16 protein-coding genes and 1 pseudogene are annotated in these 21,003 nt (G+C 37.4%); 12 read left to right on the top strand and 5 right to left on the bottom strand.

Annotation, left to right across the window (positions count from 1 at the left end):
• Positions 1–43: 43 nt before the first annotated feature.
• Positions 44–694, top strand: a complete 651-nt coding sequence (locus ACOV1Q_RS07185) for a rhomboid family intramembrane serine protease (RefSeq protein WP_424493713.1) — start codon at positions 44–46, stop codon at positions 692–694.
• Between the two features lie 34 nt (positions 695–728).
• The gene (locus ACOV1Q_RS07180) at positions 729–1,403 is read left to right on the top strand and encodes an SIMPL domain-containing protein (RefSeq protein ID WP_424493712.1); all 675 of its coding nucleotides are present in this window, start codon (positions 729–731) and stop codon (positions 1,401–1,403) included.
• A gap of 73 nt (positions 1,404–1,476) precedes the next feature.
• On the opposite strand, the gene ACOV1Q_RS07175 is transcribed toward ACOV1Q_RS07180, so the two are convergent.
• Complete coding sequence (locus ACOV1Q_RS07175) at positions 1,477–2,592, bottom strand: redoxin domain-containing protein (RefSeq protein ID WP_424493711.1); 1,116 nt, start codon at positions 2,590–2,592, stop codon at positions 1,477–1,479.
• A 120-nt stretch (positions 2,593–2,712) separates the two neighbouring features.
• Between ACOV1Q_RS07175 and ACOV1Q_RS07170 the strand changes: the two genes are divergently transcribed.
• Positions 2,713–5,079, top strand: coding sequence for a GAF domain-containing protein (locus ACOV1Q_RS07170; protein ID WP_424493710.1), 2,367 nt, complete (start codon positions 2,713–2,715; stop codon positions 5,077–5,079).
• Here ACOV1Q_RS07170 and ACOV1Q_RS07165 read toward each other — a convergent pair.
• The gene (locus ACOV1Q_RS07165; RefSeq protein WP_424493709.1) at positions 5,071–6,258 is read right to left on the bottom strand and encodes a Pycsar system effector family protein; all 1,188 of its coding nucleotides are present in this window, start codon (positions 6,256–6,258) and stop codon (positions 5,071–5,073) included. The two genes, ACOV1Q_RS07170 and ACOV1Q_RS07165, sit on opposite strands and share 9 nt — an antisense overlap.
• Before the next feature lie 56 nt (positions 6,259–6,314).
• On the opposite strand from ACOV1Q_RS07165, the gene ACOV1Q_RS07160 reads away from it, so the two are divergent.
• Complete coding sequence (locus ACOV1Q_RS07160) at positions 6,315–10,034, top strand: metallophosphoesterase (RefSeq protein WP_424493708.1); 3,720 nt, start codon at positions 6,315–6,317, stop codon at positions 10,032–10,034.
• Between the two features lie 212 nt (positions 10,035–10,246).
• Here the strand turns inward: ACOV1Q_RS07160 and ACOV1Q_RS07155 are convergent, their stop codons facing one another.
• From ACOV1Q_RS07155 to ACOV1Q_RS07145, 3 genes are all read right to left on the bottom strand, one after another.
• Positions 10,247–11,146, bottom strand: coding sequence for a mechanosensitive ion channel family protein (locus ACOV1Q_RS07155; RefSeq protein ID WP_424493707.1), 900 nt, complete (start codon positions 11,144–11,146; stop codon positions 10,247–10,249).
• 18 nt (positions 11,147–11,164) lie between these two features.
• On the bottom strand, positions 11,165–11,656 hold the full coding sequence (locus ACOV1Q_RS07150; RefSeq protein WP_424493706.1) for a Dps family protein: 492 nt from the start codon (positions 11,654–11,656) through the stop codon (positions 11,165–11,167).
• Positions 11,657–11,730: 74 nt separating this feature from the next.
• Positions 11,731–12,054 (bottom strand): phosphoribosylpyrophosphate synthetase, encoded by a 324-nt coding sequence (locus tag ACOV1Q_RS07145; RefSeq protein ID WP_424493705.1) that lies wholly within the window; start codon positions 12,052–12,054, stop codon positions 11,731–11,733.
• Between the two features lie 382 nt (positions 12,055–12,436).
• On the opposite strand from ACOV1Q_RS07145, the gene ACOV1Q_RS07140 reads away from it, so the two are divergent.
• The 8 genes and pseudogenes from ACOV1Q_RS07140 (at position 12,437) to ACOV1Q_RS07105 (ending at position 20,999) form a co-directional block, all read left to right on the top strand.
• Positions 12,437–13,447, top strand: a complete 1,011-nt coding sequence (locus ACOV1Q_RS07140) for a LacI family DNA-binding transcriptional regulator (RefSeq protein ID WP_424493704.1) — start codon at positions 12,437–12,439, stop codon at positions 13,445–13,447.
• Positions 13,448–13,578: 131 nt separating this feature from the next.
• Positions 13,579–14,575 (top strand): annotated as a pseudogene (locus ACOV1Q_RS07135) (SDR family oxidoreductase).
• A gap of 24 nt (positions 14,576–14,599) precedes the next feature.
• Positions 14,600–15,316, top strand: coding sequence for a GNAT family N-acetyltransferase (locus tag ACOV1Q_RS07130; RefSeq protein WP_424493703.1), 717 nt, complete (start codon positions 14,600–14,602; stop codon positions 15,314–15,316).
• 9 nt (positions 15,317–15,325) lie between these two features.
• A complete protein-coding gene (locus ACOV1Q_RS07125; protein WP_424494312.1) occupies positions 15,326–16,603 on the top strand; it encodes a nucleotide sugar dehydrogenase in 1,278 nt (425 codons plus the stop codon).
• A gap of 87 nt (positions 16,604–16,690) precedes the next feature.
• Complete coding sequence (locus ACOV1Q_RS07120; RefSeq protein ID WP_424493702.1) at positions 16,691–18,085, top strand: nucleotide sugar dehydrogenase; 1,395 nt, start codon at positions 16,691–16,693, stop codon at positions 18,083–18,085.
• 2 nt (positions 18,086–18,087) lie between these two features.
• Entirely contained in the window at positions 18,088–19,275 is a 1,188-nt protein-coding gene (locus ACOV1Q_RS07115; protein WP_424493701.1) for a UDP-N-acetylglucosamine 4,6-dehydratase, read from the top strand.
• A complete protein-coding gene (locus ACOV1Q_RS07110) occupies positions 19,275–20,423 on the top strand; it encodes a LegC family aminotransferase (RefSeq protein WP_424493700.1) in 1,149 nt (382 codons plus the stop codon). The genes ACOV1Q_RS07115 and ACOV1Q_RS07110 overlap by 1 nt, the downstream gene beginning before the upstream one ends.
• A 6-nt stretch (positions 20,424–20,429) precedes the next feature.
• On the top strand, positions 20,430–20,999 hold the full coding sequence (locus ACOV1Q_RS07105) for an acyltransferase (RefSeq protein ID WP_424493699.1): 570 nt from the start codon (positions 20,430–20,432) through the stop codon (positions 20,997–20,999).
• Positions 21,000–21,003: the final 4 nt, after the last annotated feature.

Below are 21,003 nucleotides of genomic sequence, written 5' to 3'. Positions count from 1 at the left end.
TTCGGCAAATATATGTTATATTTGGCACTAAACAGAAGCATAAATGGGAGATTTACACCTGGTCACCATCATCATAATTGCCGCAAATGTGATCATTTCTTTTAAGGGTTTTAATGATTATTCCTTTTTTGAGAAGTATAAATTTAATACCGGTGCAATTCGGAATGGAGAAAAATTGAGGATTTTTTCTTCTGGGTTTTTACACGTAGATAATGGCCACCTCTTCTTGAATATGCTTACCTTGTACTTTTTCGCAGATGTAGTGATACAGGCGCTTGGTAGTTCAGGTTTTGTTCTGGTCTATGTGGCGAGCCTTCTGCTGGGGAATTTATTGTCATACTTTTTTCATAAGGACGAATATGGTTACAATGCAGTAGGAGCAAGCGGTGCGGTATCAGGGATCATTTACGCAGCAATATTGTTATACCCAGATATGAGCCTTTACATGTTCTTTATTCCTGTGCCCATTCCAGCCTATATCTTCGGAATTGGTTATATGTTATACTCGATATACGGCATGAAACGCAGGGTTGGAAATATTGGTCATGACGCACATTTTGGTGGGGCAGTGGGAGGATATCTCTTAACCCTCATACTAGCTCCATGGATTTTAAGCGCTCATTTATTGATGGTAATTTTACTGGCAGTGCCAATTATACTGCTGTTTATCCTTCAGAAATCAGGCAGAATTTAGTAGAAAAAATTCAACTTTTAAAAACAAACATAATATGAGAAAAATATCAATTCTTCTGACCATTTTATTTTCCATCGTGGGATTTGCACAGCAACAAAATTATGGTGTCACAGTAACAGGGGAGGGTACAGTATATGTCGTTCCAAATGAAGTGGTAATTAGGGCCCGGGTAGAACATTCTGGTGAATCAGCTTCCGAAGTTAAAATGCAGAATGACGAGGTGGTAAGCAAGATCCTAAAGTTTCTTAAAAATAAAGGTATTCTTTCCAAGAATGTGAGGACAGAATATATTAATCTTAACAAGGATTATAATTACAATACCAAAGAATATAGCTACTCCGCGAATCAGGCAATTTCTATTCATCTGGAAGAATTGGACAGCTATGAAGAAATAATGGCAGGTCTGCTGGAATCTGGTCTAAATCGTATTGATGCAGTGAATTTTAAAACCTCCAGGCAGGAAGAAATTAAATCTGAAGCACGTAAACTGGCGGTTCTTAATGCGAAAGAGAAAGCTTCGGAACTTGTGCAACCATTAGGACAGAAACTCGGTCAGGCATTTCAAATTTCAGAAGTGGAAAATGCCCGGTTTGTTCCTGTAATGCAGGCAATGGAAATGAAAAGTGACCGAAGTGGAGGTGAACAAACTATCGCACCGGGAGAACTGGAAGTCACCGTGAAAATAAATGTATCTTTTTTACTTCTTTAAAACATAAAATGGTCCTAATAGAAAAGGCTACCATTTGGCAGCCTTTTCTGTTTTTAGGTATCCAAAAATGGCATTATTCGCCCAACATTTCTGCTACCTTATTTTCAAGATCTTTTCCTCTTAAATTTTTTGCAACGATCACTCCGTTTTCATCGAGTAAAAATGCAGCGGGTATTGCTCTTACACCATATTCTGCAGCAATTGGATCCTGCCAGAACATTAGATTGGAAACCTGGTTCCACTGCAGGTTATCTTCTGCAATCGCCTGCTCCCATTTGTCTTTTTGTCCCGGTCTGTCTAAAGAAACACCTACCACATTAAATCCCTGATCGTGGTATTTTTCATAAACCCGTACAATATTGGGGTTTTCATCACGACATGGTTTACACCAGGATGCCCAGAAATCAACTAAAGTGACCTCTCCTAAAACCTCGTTCAGCGCAAGCTCATCTCCTTGCGGAGTGGGTGCTGAAAAATTAGGTGCTTTACCCCCAATTTCTACCTTACTTAACCTGCTAATGGTATCTTCCAGCATTTTTCCAAGGCGCGATTCCTGAACTTCAGACGAGAGCGAATTATAAAGCTCCGCCAATTCTGATGATTCTAGTCTCTGCGAGCTCGCCAGTTCCTGAAGGATCATTGCAGAAACAATGGAGTTCGAATTATTCCTAACCATTTCCTTTTTGTTTTCCATATTTTGTAAGAAGTTCTCTTCCTGTTGTACTCTAAGCCTGGTTAATTCTATAGAATCTTTTTGACGAAATGCTTCAATCATTGCAGTACGTGTTTGTGCCTGGCTTTTATTTGATGCCCGCATATCTTCAAAATAACGGTAAAGCAGGTCATTGTCTTTTCCACCCGTGGCATTAGATGCAAAAAGACTGTCTTTGTAAATGGTGAATTCAATGGGATTATTATCTGCGATAAAAACAACGTTTCCTCTGGTACCTTCTAGGGTAAGAAAACTAAGGGTTGGTTTCTCCTTTTCAGCAAGATCTGCAGAAAATTGTCCATCTTTTACCTCTATTGTATCAATGACGGTCGTTTGATTATTTTCCTGATTTAGTTCAGAAACATATATTTTTTGACCATCGACAGCGTTATCGATGCTTCCGCTTATAAAATATCCCTGATCTTCCTGGCAGGAAATCAGAAGAGCAAATATGCCCAGTGCTAATATTCTTTTCATGATTATTTTGTTTTCGGCAAAAATAAGGAACGCAAATCGTTTAGACTGCTAATTTGTAAAATATTGTTAATATGAGGCAAGGCGCTGAAATAGCTTGAAAAATAATTTAATTTTAACATTATGAAGAAGCAGAAGAATTCGCCCCTGGATATAAAAATTAGCTTTCACAAAATTATAGAAGAATACCGAAATCTGGTAAAATCTGAACCGGGAAGTATTTCAAAGGAATACATAGAAAAGATGCTTCAATACGTCTCTTCTTTTCCAGCATTAATTGATGGCATTACCGAGGAAAAAGAATTGGAAAACTATGAAGATCCTGTGCGGGTTCTTTTAAAGGATCTTTTCCCCGGAATTTTATCAAAAAATCAGATAAAAGCCATTTCCATGCCTTTTCATAATGTGATCTTTAACTCCACGGAAAGATTTCAGGAAATTCTTCAGGAGGCGGGCGATGATTTTGAACTTTCCATGCGCAATCTCAATGAAGATTTAGATTACATTTTTGCCTGCATCATGATCCTGAATAATTATTATGGCCACAACATTGATTTTTCGCGTCCACTTTATTACGACATCCCAGATAAAAATGGCATTTTAAGACATTACAGGATCGAAATGAATGCTGATTTCATCGAAGTTCTTCCCACAGAAAGAGCAAAAGACATTACTGAAGAGGATGTGGACCGGCTTATCCAGAATATGGAAGAAGTGGAGGTATGGAAAGAAATGTTCCCTCCAAAAAGCTGGATTTTTAAAGGTTTTACAATTATTACCCTTACCGATGTTACGGCAGATGATGCGATTTCAGATCTTAAAACCACTTTACTGCAACGGAACACCTCGAATGAAGAAGAATTAAAAAAATTCCAGGAAATTTTTCGTTCCATCTATAAAATACCCGATTTACAGGTAGGCTTTACAGTATTTAATGCAAAGGATGCTACTTTTGAAGCAATGGAGAATGGAGCCACCAGTTTCATTCTTAGTTCTGAAGAAAAAAATAGCTGCAGGGCGGCAGTAGGAGATGAGACTTTCCAGACACTGGTGGAGGATCAATCTTATTTCACTATTTCAAACGTGGAGAATTATGGCAAGAACACTCAAAATTTGCTTTACAAGAGCCTTCAGGAAAAGGGAGTCAAAAGTGCCATTTTAGCGCCTATAGCAAAGAATCAAAGGCTTTTAGCCACCCTGGAGCTTGTATCTTTCAGAAAAAATGAACTTAACAGCGTGAACGCTACCAAGTTGGATGATATCCTGCCTTATATTGTTACAGCTGTGGAAAGAAATAAAGCCGAATTTGAAAATAGGATAAAAGCCGTCATCCAGAGTGAATGTACTTCAATTCACCCCAGTGTTTTGTGGGCTTTTGAAGAGGAAGCAAAAAAATTTATTCGTGACATAGAACAGGACGGGCTGGCTTCTTTTAAGGATATTGTATTCGAAGACATACATCCGCTTTATGGGCAAATAGATATTGTAGCTTCCTCGGAAGCACGTAATAAAGCTATTCAAAAAGATTTACTGTACCAGCTTGGTCTAATTGGAGAAATTATAGATGAAGCCCATGAACTGGAGGAGCTCGTGATCTATGAGCAGGTGAAATTCAGGATAAATGAGTTTGTAGAGGACTTGCAGGAAAATTTGAATGCTTCCAGTGAACAGAAGGTATTTAATTTGCTTCAGAAGGAGATTAATCCATTACTTGACCATATAGAGAACCAGGACTCTTCTTTAAAAGAGCGGGTTAAGAATTACCGGGACCAGGTAAATTCGGAATCTGGTGTGATCTATGATCATCGTAAAAATTATGATGAAGCGGTTCAACAAATAAACAGGACAATGGCGCGCTATCTTGACCGGCAGGAAGTAGAAGCTCAAAAGATTTATCCGCATTACTTCGAGCGCTACAAGACCGATGGGGTGGAGCATAACATTTACCTGGGTGCGTCATTAACGAATGCCACAAAAAATCCCTTTGATAAAGTTTACCTGTACAACCTGAGGTTATGGCAGCTAAGGACCATGTGCGAAATGGAAAACCGATTTTATAAGCTTCAGGGTAATTTACCTATAACACTGGAGGCTGCTTCTCTTATCCTTGTCTTTAATAATACTCTTTCCATTAGATACCGCATGGATGAAAAGCAGTTTGATGTAGATGGCACTTATAATGCGCGCTATGAAATTATCAAAAAACGCATAGATAAAGCATGCGTAAAAGAAACGGGAGAGAGAATTACCCAAAAGGGTAAAATAGTAATCATTTATTCGCAACGTAGTGACGAAAGAGAATATTTAAGGTACGTGAAATACTTACAGGCCAAGAAATACCTTGGAAATAAGGTAGAACTGCTTGAGCTGGAAGAAGTTCAGGGAGTGGTTGGTTTGAAAGCAATTCGTGTAGAAATACTTTATTCTCTCAATGATTCTTCGTCAGAAGATATCATCACTTATGAAGATCTAATGGAAAGATTAGAGTAAATAATACGTCAAAATAAAGGCCAGAACTGAAAGTACAATTCCTGTCATGAAGATGTTATATGTGATTCTTAGCAGCCTGTATTTGCGATTTAGAACAACGCCCAGCATGTAAAGGTCTTTGGTGAGAGAATTATAAATAAAATCCTGGTCGTCTATAATTTCGTTCATCGCCCATTCAAACTGGTCGTAAGGCATGCGGTGAAAGTTTCCAAAAAAGAGCACATTTACTTCTCTGTTTTTCACCTGTTCCCTGGTGAATTCTCCACTGGTTACATCGGGCCGGGTAGACATAATAGCTCCAATAATAGAGGCAACGCTAAAGATGATGAGTATCAATGTAGGGATCATTAGTTGATAATCCTTAGTTGGAGCAGTAAGATCGGGGATAAGATTGGCGATAAGGAGTGAAATTACAATGGCATTTACTGAAAGTAAAATGTTTGCCTTGGCATCTGCAATATCGCTTAATTTAAGATGATTTCTCATGGTCACCCTAAACAGGGTTTGTATACCTCTATCTGGACTTTCGTCTTTAAAGCGTGCTTTTAGCCTGGCCTTTGTTTCTTCCTTTTCTAATTTCTTTTTAGATTTCCTTTCGGTGTTGAGAAGAGAGAGAAGATTCTCATGCTTTTCGTCTTCCCAATTTTCAAGGGCATACGCTGTATAGAACCGGTGATTTTTTGTAAAAAGCTGGATGTTCTGCTGCACCCATTCCCGAACACTAAAGTTTCGTATCTTTTGTAACTCCAGTTCCTGGCGCAATAATTCGCTTACTTCTTCAAAATAATCTTTTGAAAGGTGAGATGTATCGGCATCTCTAATTATTTTTTCAGAAAGATCCACAGGTTCATGGCTGGGCTTCGTAGCATCGATCAACCGCAATACTTCGCGGATAAGCTCTTCATCCGCAGCATTTTCCTTTAGAAATTCTTCGGCCATTTTCTTGCTTTCATCTTCATGACCATCATACGTTAGAGTATATCCTATGTCATGAAGCCAGGCTGCGATTAAAAGAGGTTCTTCTTGTTTAACATGAATTTCAGAACTATCAATTAATTCTTTAGTACTTTTAACTACCCTTTGCGTATGCCTTTCATTGTGGTATAAATAGGTGTTGGGTAGCTTTTCTTTAAATAATTCCAGAACAAATTTTTCAGCTTTGTCAATTAGGCTCGTCATGAAATTCAGGTTAAGTTTTACGCCAAATTACAAAAAAAATCCCCCGCTCAATTTCTATGGAAAAAAATAACATATTTCTAACGCTAATCGCTTTCGTAGTGTTTTCAGGCTGTACCAATCTTCAGAAAGCAATGTACAGGGAAGGAGAACCCAAAGAGGATTTTAATTATCCCTCCCATAAAACTATAGAAAAATCATTTTACCTTTTAGGAGATGGTGGTTATTCCAAACCTGGAGGAAGTTCGGATGGGCTACTGGCTTTCAAAAAGTATGTGGATTCTGTTCAACAAATAGGTAATCATACCCTTTTTCTTGGTGACAATATTTATCCTGCAGGAATGGTGGCAGAAGATCACCCGCTAAGGGACGAAATGGAATACCGGCTCGATGCCCAAATTGATGCGGTGGAAAACTATGACGGCAAAATTTTGTTTATTCCGGGGAATCATGATTGGTATAATCAGGGCGTTCTTGGATTAAAGCGACAGGAAGATTACCTTCAAAGAAAGCTGGAAAAAGATGATATTTTTTCACCCAAAGCTGGTTGTGCTCTGCAGAGTATTGAAATTTCAGAAAATATTCAGCTGCTGGTAGTAGATTCTGAATGGTATCTTACAGATTGGGATAAAAACCCCACTATTAATGACAACTGCCCAGACATAAAAACGAGGGAAGCCTTCTTTCTTGAGGTGGCATCGGAGTTGAAGAAAAATCAAAATAAAACAGTGGTATTTGCCATTCATCATCCACTTTATACAAATGGCCTGCATGGAGGTAACTTCCATTTTACCAATCACTTATATCCAACCCAGCGAAAGGTTCCACTTCCGTTGCTTGGTTCGCTCGTAACCCTAATTAGAACTACTGGAGGAGTTTCTACGACCGATACTCAGAACGAGCGCTATAAAAACCTAAGACTACGACTGGAAACCATCGCGGGAAAATGGGGAAATGTAATTTTTGTTTCTGGTCATGATCATTCTTTGCAATACATAGAGCATGAAGATATTAAGCAAATAGTTGCAGGGTCTGCTTCCAAAGCTTCTTATGTTGGGCTTAGGAATGACGGTGTGTTTGCTTATTCCGGGCAGGGTTTTGTGGTTTTAGATCTTTTTGAAGACGGCTCTACTTGGGCAAGTTTCTACGGAAGTAGGGACAAAAAACCGAAATTGCTGTACCAAAAAGAGATTTTTTCCGTGGCCGAAAATTATAATGTAGATACACTTCAAACCAATTTCCCTCAAGTGGTTCGAGCCAGTGTTTATGAGCCTGAAGGAGAGAAAAGCCAGGTGTACAAAAGTATTTGGGGTGATCGCTACCGGGAACTATATCATACAGAAATAGAAGCAAAGGTTGTAGATCTAGACACCCTATATGGTGGGGTGGAGCCCATTCGAAAAGGAGGGGGGCATCAAACAAATTCCTTACGGGTGAAGGATAGCCTGGGAAGGGAATATAACTTCCGGATGCTGAAAAAGGATGCCGTGCAATTTTTACAGTCTACTGCATTCAAAAATAAACCTATCAATAAAAGCTTTGAAAATACTTTACCAGAGAATATTCTTGAAGATTTCTACACTGCCTCTCATCCTTTTGCTTTTATGGCTGTACCCGTATTGGCCGATGCTATAGGGCTGCATCATACCAACCCGAAAATCTTTTACCTTCCAAAGCAACCTGCATTGGGAGATTATAATTTTGAGCATGGTGGCGCACTTTATATGATTGAGGAGCGTCCTGAAGAAAACTGGCTGGATTATGATTCTTTTGGATCTCCAAACCATGATATACAAAGTACTGCCGGTATGTTTGACCGACTTCGAAGAGATGAAAAGTATTCTTTGGATGAAGCAGCCTATGTAAAGGCACGAATTTTCGATATGCTCATTGGCGATTGGGACCGTCATCAAGACCAGTGGAGATGGGCAGAAATTGAAACCGAAGATGAAAACCGCATTTTTGAACCTATTCCGAGGGATAGGGATCAGGTTTTTTCTAATTTTGACGGTGCATTACTTGGAACCCTTCGGGGATTGACAGGCTTTGCTAATCAATTTGCAGTTTATGGCGAAGATATAAATGATGTAGAATGGTTCAACATGTCTGCGACAGGTTTAGACCGTTCTTTACTTCAGAATGTAGGAAAAGAAACCTGGCTTGAACAGGCAGAGTTTATCCAGGAGCATATTACCGATGAAGTCATAGAAAAAGCGTTTTTAAGCTTACCTTCAGAAGCGAGTGGGGAAGTTACCCAGGGACTTATTCAGAAACTGAAAGGGAGAAGAGATAATATAGTTGACATCACAAAGCGGTATTATGACAAATTGAGCGATCTCGCCATTGTAACAGGAACCGACAAAGATGATTTTGTAGATGTCACCCGGCTGAAAGACGGAAAAACAAGAGTAAAAGTTTCCCGAAATAAAGATGGTGAGAGAGGAGCCGTATTAAGTGAGAAGATTTATAGAGCGCAGGAAACTAAGGAAATCTGGATATATGCTCTTGACGATGATGATGAGATTTTCGTAAACGGTACAGGCAATGCTAAAATTCTTGTGCGGATAATTGGTGGACAGAATAATGACATTTATAACATCGAAAACGGAAAGAAAGTACGTGTATACGACCATAAATCTCTGCTAAATACGGTGGAAGAAAATGATGGTGCAAAAATGGTTTTTACAGATGATTACCAGGTAAACGTATATGACAAGGATAGAAGGATCTATGACACCAATGTAGTTCTTCCTTCTGTAGGATTTAATCCTGATGATGGAGTCATCCTCGGCATTAGCACCTCCTATACAAAATATGAGTTTGTGCGGAATCCTTATACGGCGAGACATCAAATAAATGCAGGATATTTTTCTGCTACACAAGGTTTCGAAATTGGATATGAAGGAGAATTTGCAAATGTTTGGGGTAGTTATAATTTTGGAATAGGAGCTCATTATTCCAGCCCAAAAACCACCCGCAATTTCTTTGGATATGGAAATGAAAGTGTCAATCCTGATGAAGATCTTTCCCTGGATTATAATCGTGTTAGAATTAGCCGCCTTGGAGTGGAGGCAGGGTTGGTAAAGGAAACACCTTTTGGTAGTTATTTTAGGTATATGGCCACTTTTGAAGGAAACAGGGTTGATGATACCGAAAACAGGTTTTTAGTGGAAGAATTTACTACAGATCCCGAATTCTTTGAAAGAGATTACTTCGCAGGACTGGAAGGAACTTATCGTTATGAAAGTTACGATGATGTATTAAATCCTACCAACGGGATGAAGTTTGAGCTCAAAGGCGGTGGAAAAATAAATGTTGTAGATGACAGCGAAGCTTATGCTTATCTTAACCCTTACATGGAATTTTATAATGCTATTTCTCAAAACCGGAAATGGGTTTTAAACTCCAGGGTTCAGGGAAAAGTGAACTTTGGTGATGGTTTTCAGTTTTACCAGGCTGCCACCTTAGGTGGAAAAAATGATTTGCGAGGTTACCGGCATGAAAGATTTGCCGGAGAAGAAGCTTTTGCTGCTGGTGCAGATCTAAGGTATAGCTTTGATAAATTTAAGACCAGTTTTTTACCTTTTCAAATAGGCGTGTTTGGAGGTTATGATATTGGAAGGGTTTGGCTTGATGGGGAAGGTAGCGAGAAATGGCATGACAGCTATGGTGGTGGTTTTTGGGTAAATAGTGCTGAAGCAGTAACTGGAAAATTTAACTTCTTTACAGGTGGAGACGAAGGCTGGCGCTTCTCCTTCGGATTTGGATTTAGCTTTTAAAGGGGCGCAAAAATGGCATTTTTGAATGCATATTTTTCTCAAACAAAAAGCAAAAAGGTTCGGATGAATTCATCCGAACCTTTTTTGCTTCTGTAGTTTTATGGGACAATTCCATTTCCTTTCGAAGATATATTCTGAAAATAGATTGTAGCTAACTATCCAGAAATGAATTTTTATACCTCTTTTTAATAAGTTATGGAAGTTGTCTTAATTTAATCCTGCCCTTGCTCTTCAGAAGAATTCTCCACATTGAGCTTATTGGTAAAGTCAATTGTGCGAATTGGGAATGGAATGTTGATATCGTTTTGATCAAAAACTTTTTTAATCTCAATTATAGCTTTGCTTCTGGCAAAAAGAATATCTCTGTTCTTCGACACATCACTCCAGAACCTCACTACAAAATTGATCGAGCTGTCACCAAACTCCTGGTACATGAATTCTACTTCTTCAGAAGAATTTTGTGGGAATGTTTTTGCAATGGTATCGACAGTTAGGTCTCTTACCATTTCTAAATCAGAATCATAAGCCACACCGCAGTTTACCATAACCCTGGAACGCTTTGTGCGGGTAAAATTCTTGAAAGGAGCATCAATTAATTGAGAATTGGGAATTACTACATAATTATTATCGGCTTCCTTTAGAACAATGCTTCGAAGATTAATTTCTACCACCGTACCGGCATATCCATCATTTTCTATCCAATCACCAATTTGCAGTTCTGGAAGGAAACTTAAGATAATACCCGAAAAAGTGTTATTCAAGGTGCCTTGCAATGCAAGACCTATGGCTAAACCTACAACCCCGGCACCGGCTAGCACCGAGGTGAGTACTGTATTGAGGTTTAACAATGCCAGTGCTACAAAGAATCCAATAGCAATTACTACAACTTTTAGGATCTTTACAGTAATTTCCCTTATAGAATCCTGCCGGACTTTGTAGAAGAGTATCTTACCTGCAAACTTACCAATATATTTTGCTGCTACTATAAAGAGCAGGAAGACTATTACGGCAAGTATAAAATTGGGAAGACTTATAATTAGAGAATCCAGCCATTCGGCAAGTTTTTCCCAGATCCCGTTAATGGATTCCTGTATGTTAAATTCGTCTGACATTTATTAAAAATAGGAGGCTTATACCGGTTTATGCTTATCTGCAGTTTTCATTTTCCATGCATCAAGCATCCAACTGGTTTTTTCCAGCTCTCTTATATATCCGCCAATGAGATCTATGGTTCCTTCATCCCCGTTTTCTTCAGCAGTTTCAACTACTTTTGTCATTTGTCGAAGGATTGTACCGTGATCATCAAGTAGGATTTTCACCATTTCACTATCTTCAAGATCAGACGACGCTTCTTTTAGATTAGATTTCTTAAGATAATCACTGTAATTACTAGTTGGTTGAAAACGAAGCGTAAGGATACGCTCAGCAATTTCATCTACCTTTAGTTTGGCATCATCATAGAGCTCTTCGAACTTTTCATGAAGATCGAAAAAGTTCTGACCAATAATGTTCCAATGGAAATTCCTTAATTTCTGATAATATAAATGGTAATCGGCCAAAAGAACATTCAACTGTTCTACTGTTTTCCCCGTTTTCTCTGAATCGAGATTTAAGTAACTCATAATTTTTATTTATTGATTTTATAAATTCTATTCAAAAATAATATAGTTATAGCTGAAAATCAAATTTTCTTGGCTTAATCTGAAATGGGACGGTTCTTTTTAAGATCAAGCTTTTTAAGAAGCTCTTCCGAAATTTGTCCTGAAGAATAATTATACCCGTCCAGAAGCACTCCTTTTCTTCCCGACGAAATGCTAATAGCATAAAGCGTAGCTTCATCTCCAGGATTGCTTGGTCCTTCAAATCTATATACTTTGTCTACCACAAAGTCATTTGAAAGAAACTCCTCTCTTTCCTCTGGGGACTTAAGCTTTTCATCGAGAAGATTAAAATCTTCTTCATAACCGTGCTCAATCCTTAGCATATTAATAGTTTCTGATAATGTACCTTTTTGTTTCATCTTTTTTTTTTTTTGAAGATTAATGTTAAAATACGCTTGAATCGCGGACCTGACAAACCCTTCAGAGTCTTTAGGATAAATTTAACCTGTTAATCATTTTCATTTCTTTTTCCTGAATTAAAAAATCCGAGTGGTATAACAAGGAATATGAAGAAATACCAACCTGTAATAAAGCCAATGATTGTAATAATAGCTGCAAGGAGGTAAAACCAATAGCGCTGGGTGAATTTCATAATAACCATCTTTTATATTTTAACCGTAATAAATACACTTAAAAATAATAATTTAGTAAATAAATAATGCCTGTAATAAGACAAGGAGACTTTTTTCTTCGGAGAAATGCACAGGTATCCTTACTTTAGCGTTTTTATAATTTCTAGCGATGAGGAACAATATTACACTTAAGGAGCTGGCCAAGCTGTTGAACGTTTCAGTTTCGACTGTTTCAAAGGCTTTGAATGACAGTCCTGAGATAAGCCAAAAGACTGTAGAGCGAGTTAAAGAACTGGCTGCATTACATAAATATAGGCCTAATCCCATTGCTGTTAATTTGAAAAGCAGCAAGAGTGGGACTATAGGTGTGGTAATACCTAATATATCTAATTCTTTTTTCGCAAAAGTGCTTTCAGGAATGGAAGCGAAAGCCCAGCAGGAAGGCTTGCAGGTAATCACGTACATTTCTAATGAATCTTTGGAGCGTGAAAAGGAAATTGCGGAATTACTTACCTCAGGCTTGGTAGACGGGGTTCTTGTTGCAATTTCTGAAGAAACACAGAGAAAGAAAGAATATGATCACCTGGTGAACCTGATGGAATACAATATTCCTCTGGTTTTATATGATCGTACGAACCTTGATATTCCGGTTGATAAAATTGGAGTGGACGATGAAAAAAGTTTGGCCGATGCAACTACATTATTGCTCTCGCATGGAGTGAGCAAAATAGGAATTGCCACTTCCATTCATCATTTGGGGCTTGGGAAACTTCGAATTTCAGGATATAAAAAAGCGTTGCGAAGTCAGGACGATTTTTTAATAGCAAATTCTTCAAAACCTGAGGTTCTTCGAGAAAAGGTGGAAAAGCTTTTACTCAAGGACAAGGTGGATGCCATGGTATGTACTGATTTTGAAAGCTCCATGTTCGTCTACCGAATTGCACATGAAAATGGTATCAAAATTCCAGAAGAATTAAAGATAATCGGATTCCTGGGTAAGGAGCTGGCTACTCTTCTATCTCCTTCAATTAGTTATATTGAACAATTTCCGGAAAAAATCGGTAAAAACGCGATGGAATTATTAATTAACCGGATCAATAAAGCGAAGAAAACAGGTGCTACCATCGAAAAAATTGTCAAAACGGAACTGGTACATTTAGAGAGTACAAAATTCGAATAACTTATAGCTTCTTTCCTTTTTCGTAATTTCACCACGTGACGAAACATGTTTGTTATAGCTTTAAGAAGATATTAGGAAAATAAAAGGATTGAAATTTTACCTTTGAGCGATAATTTAACAAATTTCATTATATGAACAGCAAACAGTTCGAACTGCTTGATTCAAAAAAAGTTTTAGTTACCGGGGGAGCTGGGTTTATAGGCTCTAATTTATGTGAAGCATTACTTCAATTAAATAGTAAAGTTGTTTGCCTGGACAATTTTTCGACAGGAAAAAAGAGTAATTTGTCTGCCATTCAGGGTCACCAGAATTTTACTTTAATAGAGGGTGATATCAGGAATATTGAGGATTGTAAAAAGGCCGTTTCTGGAGTTGATTTTGTTCTTCACGAAGCAGCACTGGGTTCAGTTCCCCGATCTATTAATGATCCTGTAACAAGTAATGATGTAAATATTTCCGGTTTTTTAAATATGCTGGTGGCTTCCAGAGATGCAGAAGTGAAAAGATTTGTCTATGCAGCCAGTTCTTCTACCTATGGAGATTCAGAAGCGCTTCCCAAAGTGGAAGATAAAATAGGAAAGCCTTTGTCTCCTTATGCCATCACTAAATATGTAAATGAATTATATGCAGATATTTTTCATATGACTTATGGTTTGAATACTATAGGTTTGCGGTATTTCAATGTCTTTGGCAGGAAACAGGATCCTAATGGTGCTTATGCTGCGGTTATTCCAAAATTCGTGATGCAATTCATGAAGCATGAAAGTCCGGTAATAAATGGGGATGGTACTTATTCAAGGGATTTTACATATATTGATAACGTTGTACAAATGAATCTTCTTGCTCTAACAACAGAGAATGAGGAGGCCTCTTAATGAAGTGTATAACACGGCTGTAGGAGATAGGACGAATTTAAAAGAACTTACCCAGTTGCTGAAGAAATATCTTTCAGAATATGATTCTGAGATTGCCAATGTTGAAGTGAAGCATGGTCCAAAGCGGGCAGGTGACATCCCACATTCCCTTGCTTCTGTGGAAAAAGCAAAAGCCCTGATGAATTATAACCCTCAGTTTAAAATTGATGAAGGGTTGAGAGAAGCTGTAAAATGGTATTGGAAAAATTTGTAATCTTCTTTTGTATAGCTGTGTAGAATGATAGAGCCTTATAAGATTTTAGACTGGGATACCAATTTTTTCAAATTTAAGGTGGCCGAAATTTCCAAAAATAGTTTATCCGAAATATCAATAGGTGAAACTATATTACAATCCTTATCACATGATAATGTTAGACTGGCGTATTACACTTCGGAAGAGGAATTGCCTCCACTCTCATCTGATTTTTCAACAGATCTGATTATTCATAGGGTGCCTTTGGTAAAAAAGATAATGAAAGAATTTCCCATCCATGAAAATATAAGTTTTTACGATAAGAATTATCCTGAGCAGTCTCTAATAGAATTAGCACAATTAGCAGGAAATCAAGGAAGATTTGGTTTAGATCCCAAAATCTCAGTAGAAGAATGTGACGGAATCTTTAAAAACTGGATAATAAATTCAGTAAACAAAAAAATGGCTAAATATACTTTAGTGTATAGAGAACAATCAGAAATAGTTGGGTTTGCAACTATTGACATCAAACGGGGAAAAGGTTATACTCCACTATTCGCGGTGAAAAGGAAATTTGAAGGGAAAGGTATATCTTTTGCTTTAATGAGAGCTATTGAGACTGTTCTAATAAAGGAGGGTTGTGAAATAGTAGTTGGGGGTACTCAGAAATTAAATGAAAAAGCTCTTAAGGTGTATAAGCGATATGGTTTAGTTCCCCAGCAACCTGAGTTTATCTACCATCTTTGGAATAAAAAAATATAAATAATGAAAATGAAATTAGGCGTTATAGGTCTTGGCTATGTTGGATTACCTCTCGCTAGATTGTTTGCTTCCAAATATCCTGTAGTTGGTTTTGATATCAATAAATCTAGGGTTACGGAACTAATGAGTGGACATGATTCTACAATGGAGGTTGAGGACGATGTGCTTCAGTCCGCTTTAGTAGAAAAAGAATCTTTAAATGCCGGCAAAGGTTTATATTGTTCGGCAGAACTTCAAGACATAGTAGATTGTAATTTCTATATAATTACTGTTCCTACTCCGGTAGATAAGAATAATCGTCCTGATTTAACACCTTTATACAAGAGTAGTGAAAGTGTAGGTAAAGTTTTGAAAAAAGGAGATATTGTAATTTATGAATCTACTGTTTATCCCGGAGCTACAGAAGATGAATGTGTACCCGTGCTTGAAAAAACAAGCGGTTTAAAATATAATGAAGATTTTTATATAGGTTATTCTCCTGAAAGAATTAATCCTGGTGACAAAGAACATACAGTTGAAAAAATTCTGAAAGTTACTTCTGGTTCTACCCCTCAAACGGGGAAAAAAGTGGATGCCTTATATGCATCTGTCATTACTGCGGGTACGCATCTGGCTACAACAATAAAAGTTGCAGAAGCAGCAAAAGTTATTGAGAATTCCCAAAGGGATATAAATATAGCTTTTGTAAATGAACTGGCTAAAATTTTTAATATGCTGGATATTGATACGCAAGCGGTTTTGGAAGCTGCTGGGACAAAATGGAATTTTCTTCCTTTTAAACCGGGTCTTGTAGGAGGGCATTGTATTGGAGTTGATCCATATTACCTTGCGCAAAAAGCTCAGGAAATTGGCTATCATCCGGAAATTATTTTAGCTGGTCGCCGTATGAATGATAGCATGGGACAGTATGTTAGTAGTGAAGTAATAAAGTTAATGCTTAAGAAAGACCTGAAAGTTAAAGGGGCAAAGGTTTTGGTTCTTGGAATTACTTTTAAAGAAAATTGTCCAGATGTTCGAAATACTAAGGTGGTAGATGTCATTAAGCATTTAAAAGAATATGATACAGAAGTTACCATTTATGATCCTTTGGCAGATCCGGCTGAAGTGCTGCATGAATACAATTTGCAAACTAGAGATTCATTACCTCAGGAACAGTTTGATGCCATTATTTTAACTGTAGCTCATAAAGAATTTTTAAATCTGGATTTTTCCAAGTTAAGATTAAAAAAATCGGTAGTATATGATGTGAAGGGAGTGTTGGGAGATGTTTGCGATAAGAAGCTTTAGATAATTTCATTAAAACCTAATTTTAAGAAGGTAGAATTAATATATTAATTTTCTCTGAAGTTGTGAGAGAAATTAAACTTTTGTCAAATGAAGATAAAGAATATCTGTTGTATAGGAGCAGGGTATGTTGGAGGTCCTACTATGGCTGTAATTGCTCAAAAATGTCCAAACATAGCTGTTACTGTTGTGGATATAAACGAGAAGAGAATTGCACAATGGAACGATCCTGATGCGGAAAAAATTCCCATTTATGAACCCGGATTATCTGAGATTGTAGAGGAAGCCAGGGGAAGAAATTTATTTTTTTCAACAGATGTAGCTAGAGCAATTGATCAAGCAGAAATAATTTTTATTTCTGTTAATACTCCTACTAAAACTTATGGAATTGGTAAAGGGATGGCGGCAGATTTGAAATGGATTGAACTATGTGCAAGACAGATCGCAGAAGTAGCCAAAGACAGCAAAATTGTAGTTGAGAAATCAACGCTGCCAGTGAGAACTGCAGCGGCATTAAAGGACATCCTTGATAGTACTGGAAATGGAGTGAAATTTCAAATTCTTTCAAATCCTGAATTTCTTGCGGAAGGGACTGCCGTAGAGGACTTAAAGAACCCCGATCGTGTGTTGATAGGTGGAGACGTAGATACTCTTGAAGGAAAGGAAGCTATGGATGCTTTGGTAAATGTATATGCGTCGTGGGTGCCAAGGGAGAATATTCTTACCACAAATGTTTGGTCATCCGAGCTTTCAAAATTAACAGCAAATGCTTTTCTTGCGCAAAGGGTATCCAGTATAAATGCTATGTCTGAGCTATGTGAAAAAACCGGGGCGGATGTTCAGGAAGTTGCCAAAGCAGTTGGTATGGACAGTAGGGTAGGTCCAAAGTTCTTAAAGGCTTCTGTAGGGTTTGGAGGTTCCTGCTTTCAAAAAGATATTCTAAATCTTGTATATATAGCCAAATCTTTCGGTCTTAAGGAAGTTGCAGATTATTGGGAACAGGTAATTATAATGAATGATCATCAAAAACGTCGTTTTGCTGCCAACATGGTGAGAAAAATGTACAATACAGTGTCAGGTAAAAAAATTGCTGTACTTGGATGGGCTTTTAAAAAGGATACCAATGACACTAGGGAGTCGGCTGCAATTTATGTGGCAGATTATCTGCTCAATGAACAAGCTGAAATAGTCGTTTATGACCCTAAAGTCACTGAAGAACAAATATATTCAGACCTCAATTATCTTTGTACACGAAGTGAGGAAGAAAACAGAAAATTCGTCACAGTTGTTGATTCTCCCATGGAAGCGTGTGCCCAAGCGCATGCTATTGCAATCTTGACTGAATGGGATGAATTTAAAGTTATTGACTGGCGAAAAATATACGAAGATATGCTAAAACCGGCTTTTCTTTTTGATGGAAGAAGGTTATTAGAAAGGGATACAAAAGAAAAAATAGGTTTTGAATTCTATGCAATAGGAAATTAAATATGGACGTTTTAAAATTAATAGGAAGAAATAAGGCATTATTTGAGGATGATATTTCAAACCATGAATCAGAGTTAAAATCAAAAGTATTGGCTTCAGGCTTTCTTGTGATTGGTGGTGCGGGATCAATAGGGCAAGCAGTGACCAAAGAGATATTTAAAAGAAATCCTAAAAAACTTCACGTTGTAGATATTTCCGAAAATAATATGGTGGAGTTGGTTCGGGATATTCGCAGTTCTTTAGGGTATATAGATGGAGATTTTCAAACCTTTGCACTAGATATTGGTTCCTTGGAATACGATGCTTTTATAAAAGCTGATGGAGAATATGATTACGTGCTCAACCTATCGGCACTAAAACATGTTCGCAGTGAAAAGGATCCTTTTACATTGATGCGAATGATTGAAGTGAATATTTTTAATACAGATAAAACGATACAACAGAGTATTGACAAAGGCGCGAGTAAATATTTTTGTGTTTCTACAGATAAGGCGGCTAATCCGGTTAATATGATGGGTGCTTCGAAACGTATTATGGAAATGTTTTTAATGCGCAAAAGTAGGTTAATCAATATTTCCACGGCTCGCTTTGCTAATGTAGCCTTTTCTGATGGTTCTTTACTGCATGGCTTTAATCAAAGGATTCAAAAAAAACAACCAATAGTTGCTCCTAATGATGTGAAGCGGTATTTTCTAACTTCACAAGAAAGCGGTGAGTTATGTTTAATGTCTTGTCTCTTTGGGGAAAACAGGGATGTATTTTTTCCTAAATTAAGTGAAGAACTTCACCTGATTTCTTTTGCAGATGTGGCTGTAAAATATCTTAAACAATTAGGCTATGAAGCTTATATATGTAAGGACGAAGAAGAGGCAAGGAATTTAGTACTAACATTACCCGAACAAGGAAAATGGCCCTGCCTTTTTGCCGGTAGTGATACAACGGGTGAAAAAGATTTTGAAGAGTTTTATACTGAAGATGAAGCTTTGAATCTTCAAAGGTTCAAAAACTTGGGGATTATTAAACACGATTTAAATATAGAAGATAAAAAATTGAGTTTGTTTGAAAATAAAATAAATCAGTTAAGAACTAATAAAGCCTGGACCAAAGATGAAATAGTAGATTTATTCTTTAAAATGATCCCGGGTTTCGGACATAAAGAAACCGGAAAATATTTAGATTCTAAAATGTAATGCAAGAATTCAAAGAAACTATTTCCTTTATTCAGAATTATTATAATACCAAAGAATTTATACCATTACATGAACCTCGTTTTCACGGAAATGAGAAAAAATATGTGATGGACGCGGTGGAATCTACTTTCGTTTCTTCAGTAGGTGCTTATGTAGATAAGTTTGAAGAAATGATGGAAGTTATCAGCAGAACCAATAAAGCGATAGCGGTAGTTAATGGAACTTCGGGATTACAGGTGGCCCTGCGTTTGGCCGGTGTTAGTGCTGGAGATGAGGTAATTACTCAAGCGCTTACTTTTGTAGCGACTGCTAACGCCATTGCCTATAATAATGCGCAGCCGGTATTTCTTGATGTAGATCTGGATACAATGGGGCTCTCACCTGTAGCAGTAGAGAATTTTCTTGAAGAATACGGGGAAATTAGGGGGGAAGCTTGTTATAATAAAAAAACCAACAAAAAGATTGCAGCCTGTTTGCCTATGCATACTTTTGGGTTTCCGGTTAAAATAGAGGAACTTTTAAAGATCTGCAAGAAATGGAAAATTCCTTTCGTGGAAGATGCTGCTGAGTCCCTGGGAAGTTATTATAAGGATAAACCCACAGGATCGTTTGGTGAACTTGGTGTATTTTCATTTAATGGTAACAAAATTGTCACAAGTGGGGGTGGTGGAGCAATAGTTACCAATAATTTAGAATTGGGCAAGAAGGCTAAATACCTGACCACTACTGCAAAAAAACCACATAGCTATGAATATGTGCATGATGAGTTGGGTTATAATTACAGAATGCCCAATTTGAATGCGGCTTTAGCTTGTGCACAACTGGAAAATCTTGATATATTCTTAAGTAAAAAAAGAAAGTTGGCAGAGAATTATGCTAAATTTTTTGAAAATACTAACATAAAATTTAAAAAGGAAGTGCCTTGCACCAAAGCTAATTATTGGTTGATGGCGGTAGAATTGGAGAATATGGAACAACGAGATCTATTTCTTAAGACTACTAATGAAGCTAAAGTTATGACGCGACCGATTTGGCAGCTTATGTATAAGTTGCCTATGTATCGGAACTGTTTTAAAGATGAACAGAAGAATGCAGAGTTTTTGGAAGATAGAATTGTAAATATTTCCAGTAGTGTACCACTAAAATAGAGTAAAATGAGAGAATTTAAAGAAATTGGAGAAAATGTCGAGATTTTTGAACCTATTTCCCTTATTGACGAAGGAAAAATTTCGATTAAAAATAATAGCCGACTTAGTGAGTTTACTCTTATTATGGGAGGGCTTGGGGTTTATATTGGAAATTATGTTCACGTGGCCAACCATGTTTCCATTGCTGGGGGGGGGGTATGTATTATAGAAGATTTTGTGGGAGTCTGTGCCGGTGTTCGGATAATAACAGGATCTGATGATATAACCGGCAAAGGTATTCCTAGTCCCTTAGTTTCAGATGAGTTTCGATCTTTTTACCGGTCTCATGTTGTATGCAAGAAGCACTCTTTTATTGGAACGAACGCCGTTATACATCCCGGAGTAACGATCGGGGAAGGAGCTGTTGTGGCAAGTGGAAGTCTGGTTACAAAAGATCTGGAACCCTGGAGCATATATATGGGGGCTCCTGCTAGAAAAATACGCTCACGGAATTCGGAAAACATTCTCTCTATGGAAGAGAAAATTTATAAAAAGAATAACATAAAACCTTCTAATTTTGATTATGTTAATTTATAAATAC

The sequence above is a fragment of the Salinimicrobium maris genome (assembly GCF_049680855.1).
Classification (GTDB): Bacteria; Bacteroidota; Bacteroidia; order Flavobacteriales; family Flavobacteriaceae; genus Salinimicrobium.
Note: the sequence above shows the minus strand (reverse complement) of the source record. Positions and strands in the feature narration are given on the sequence as shown.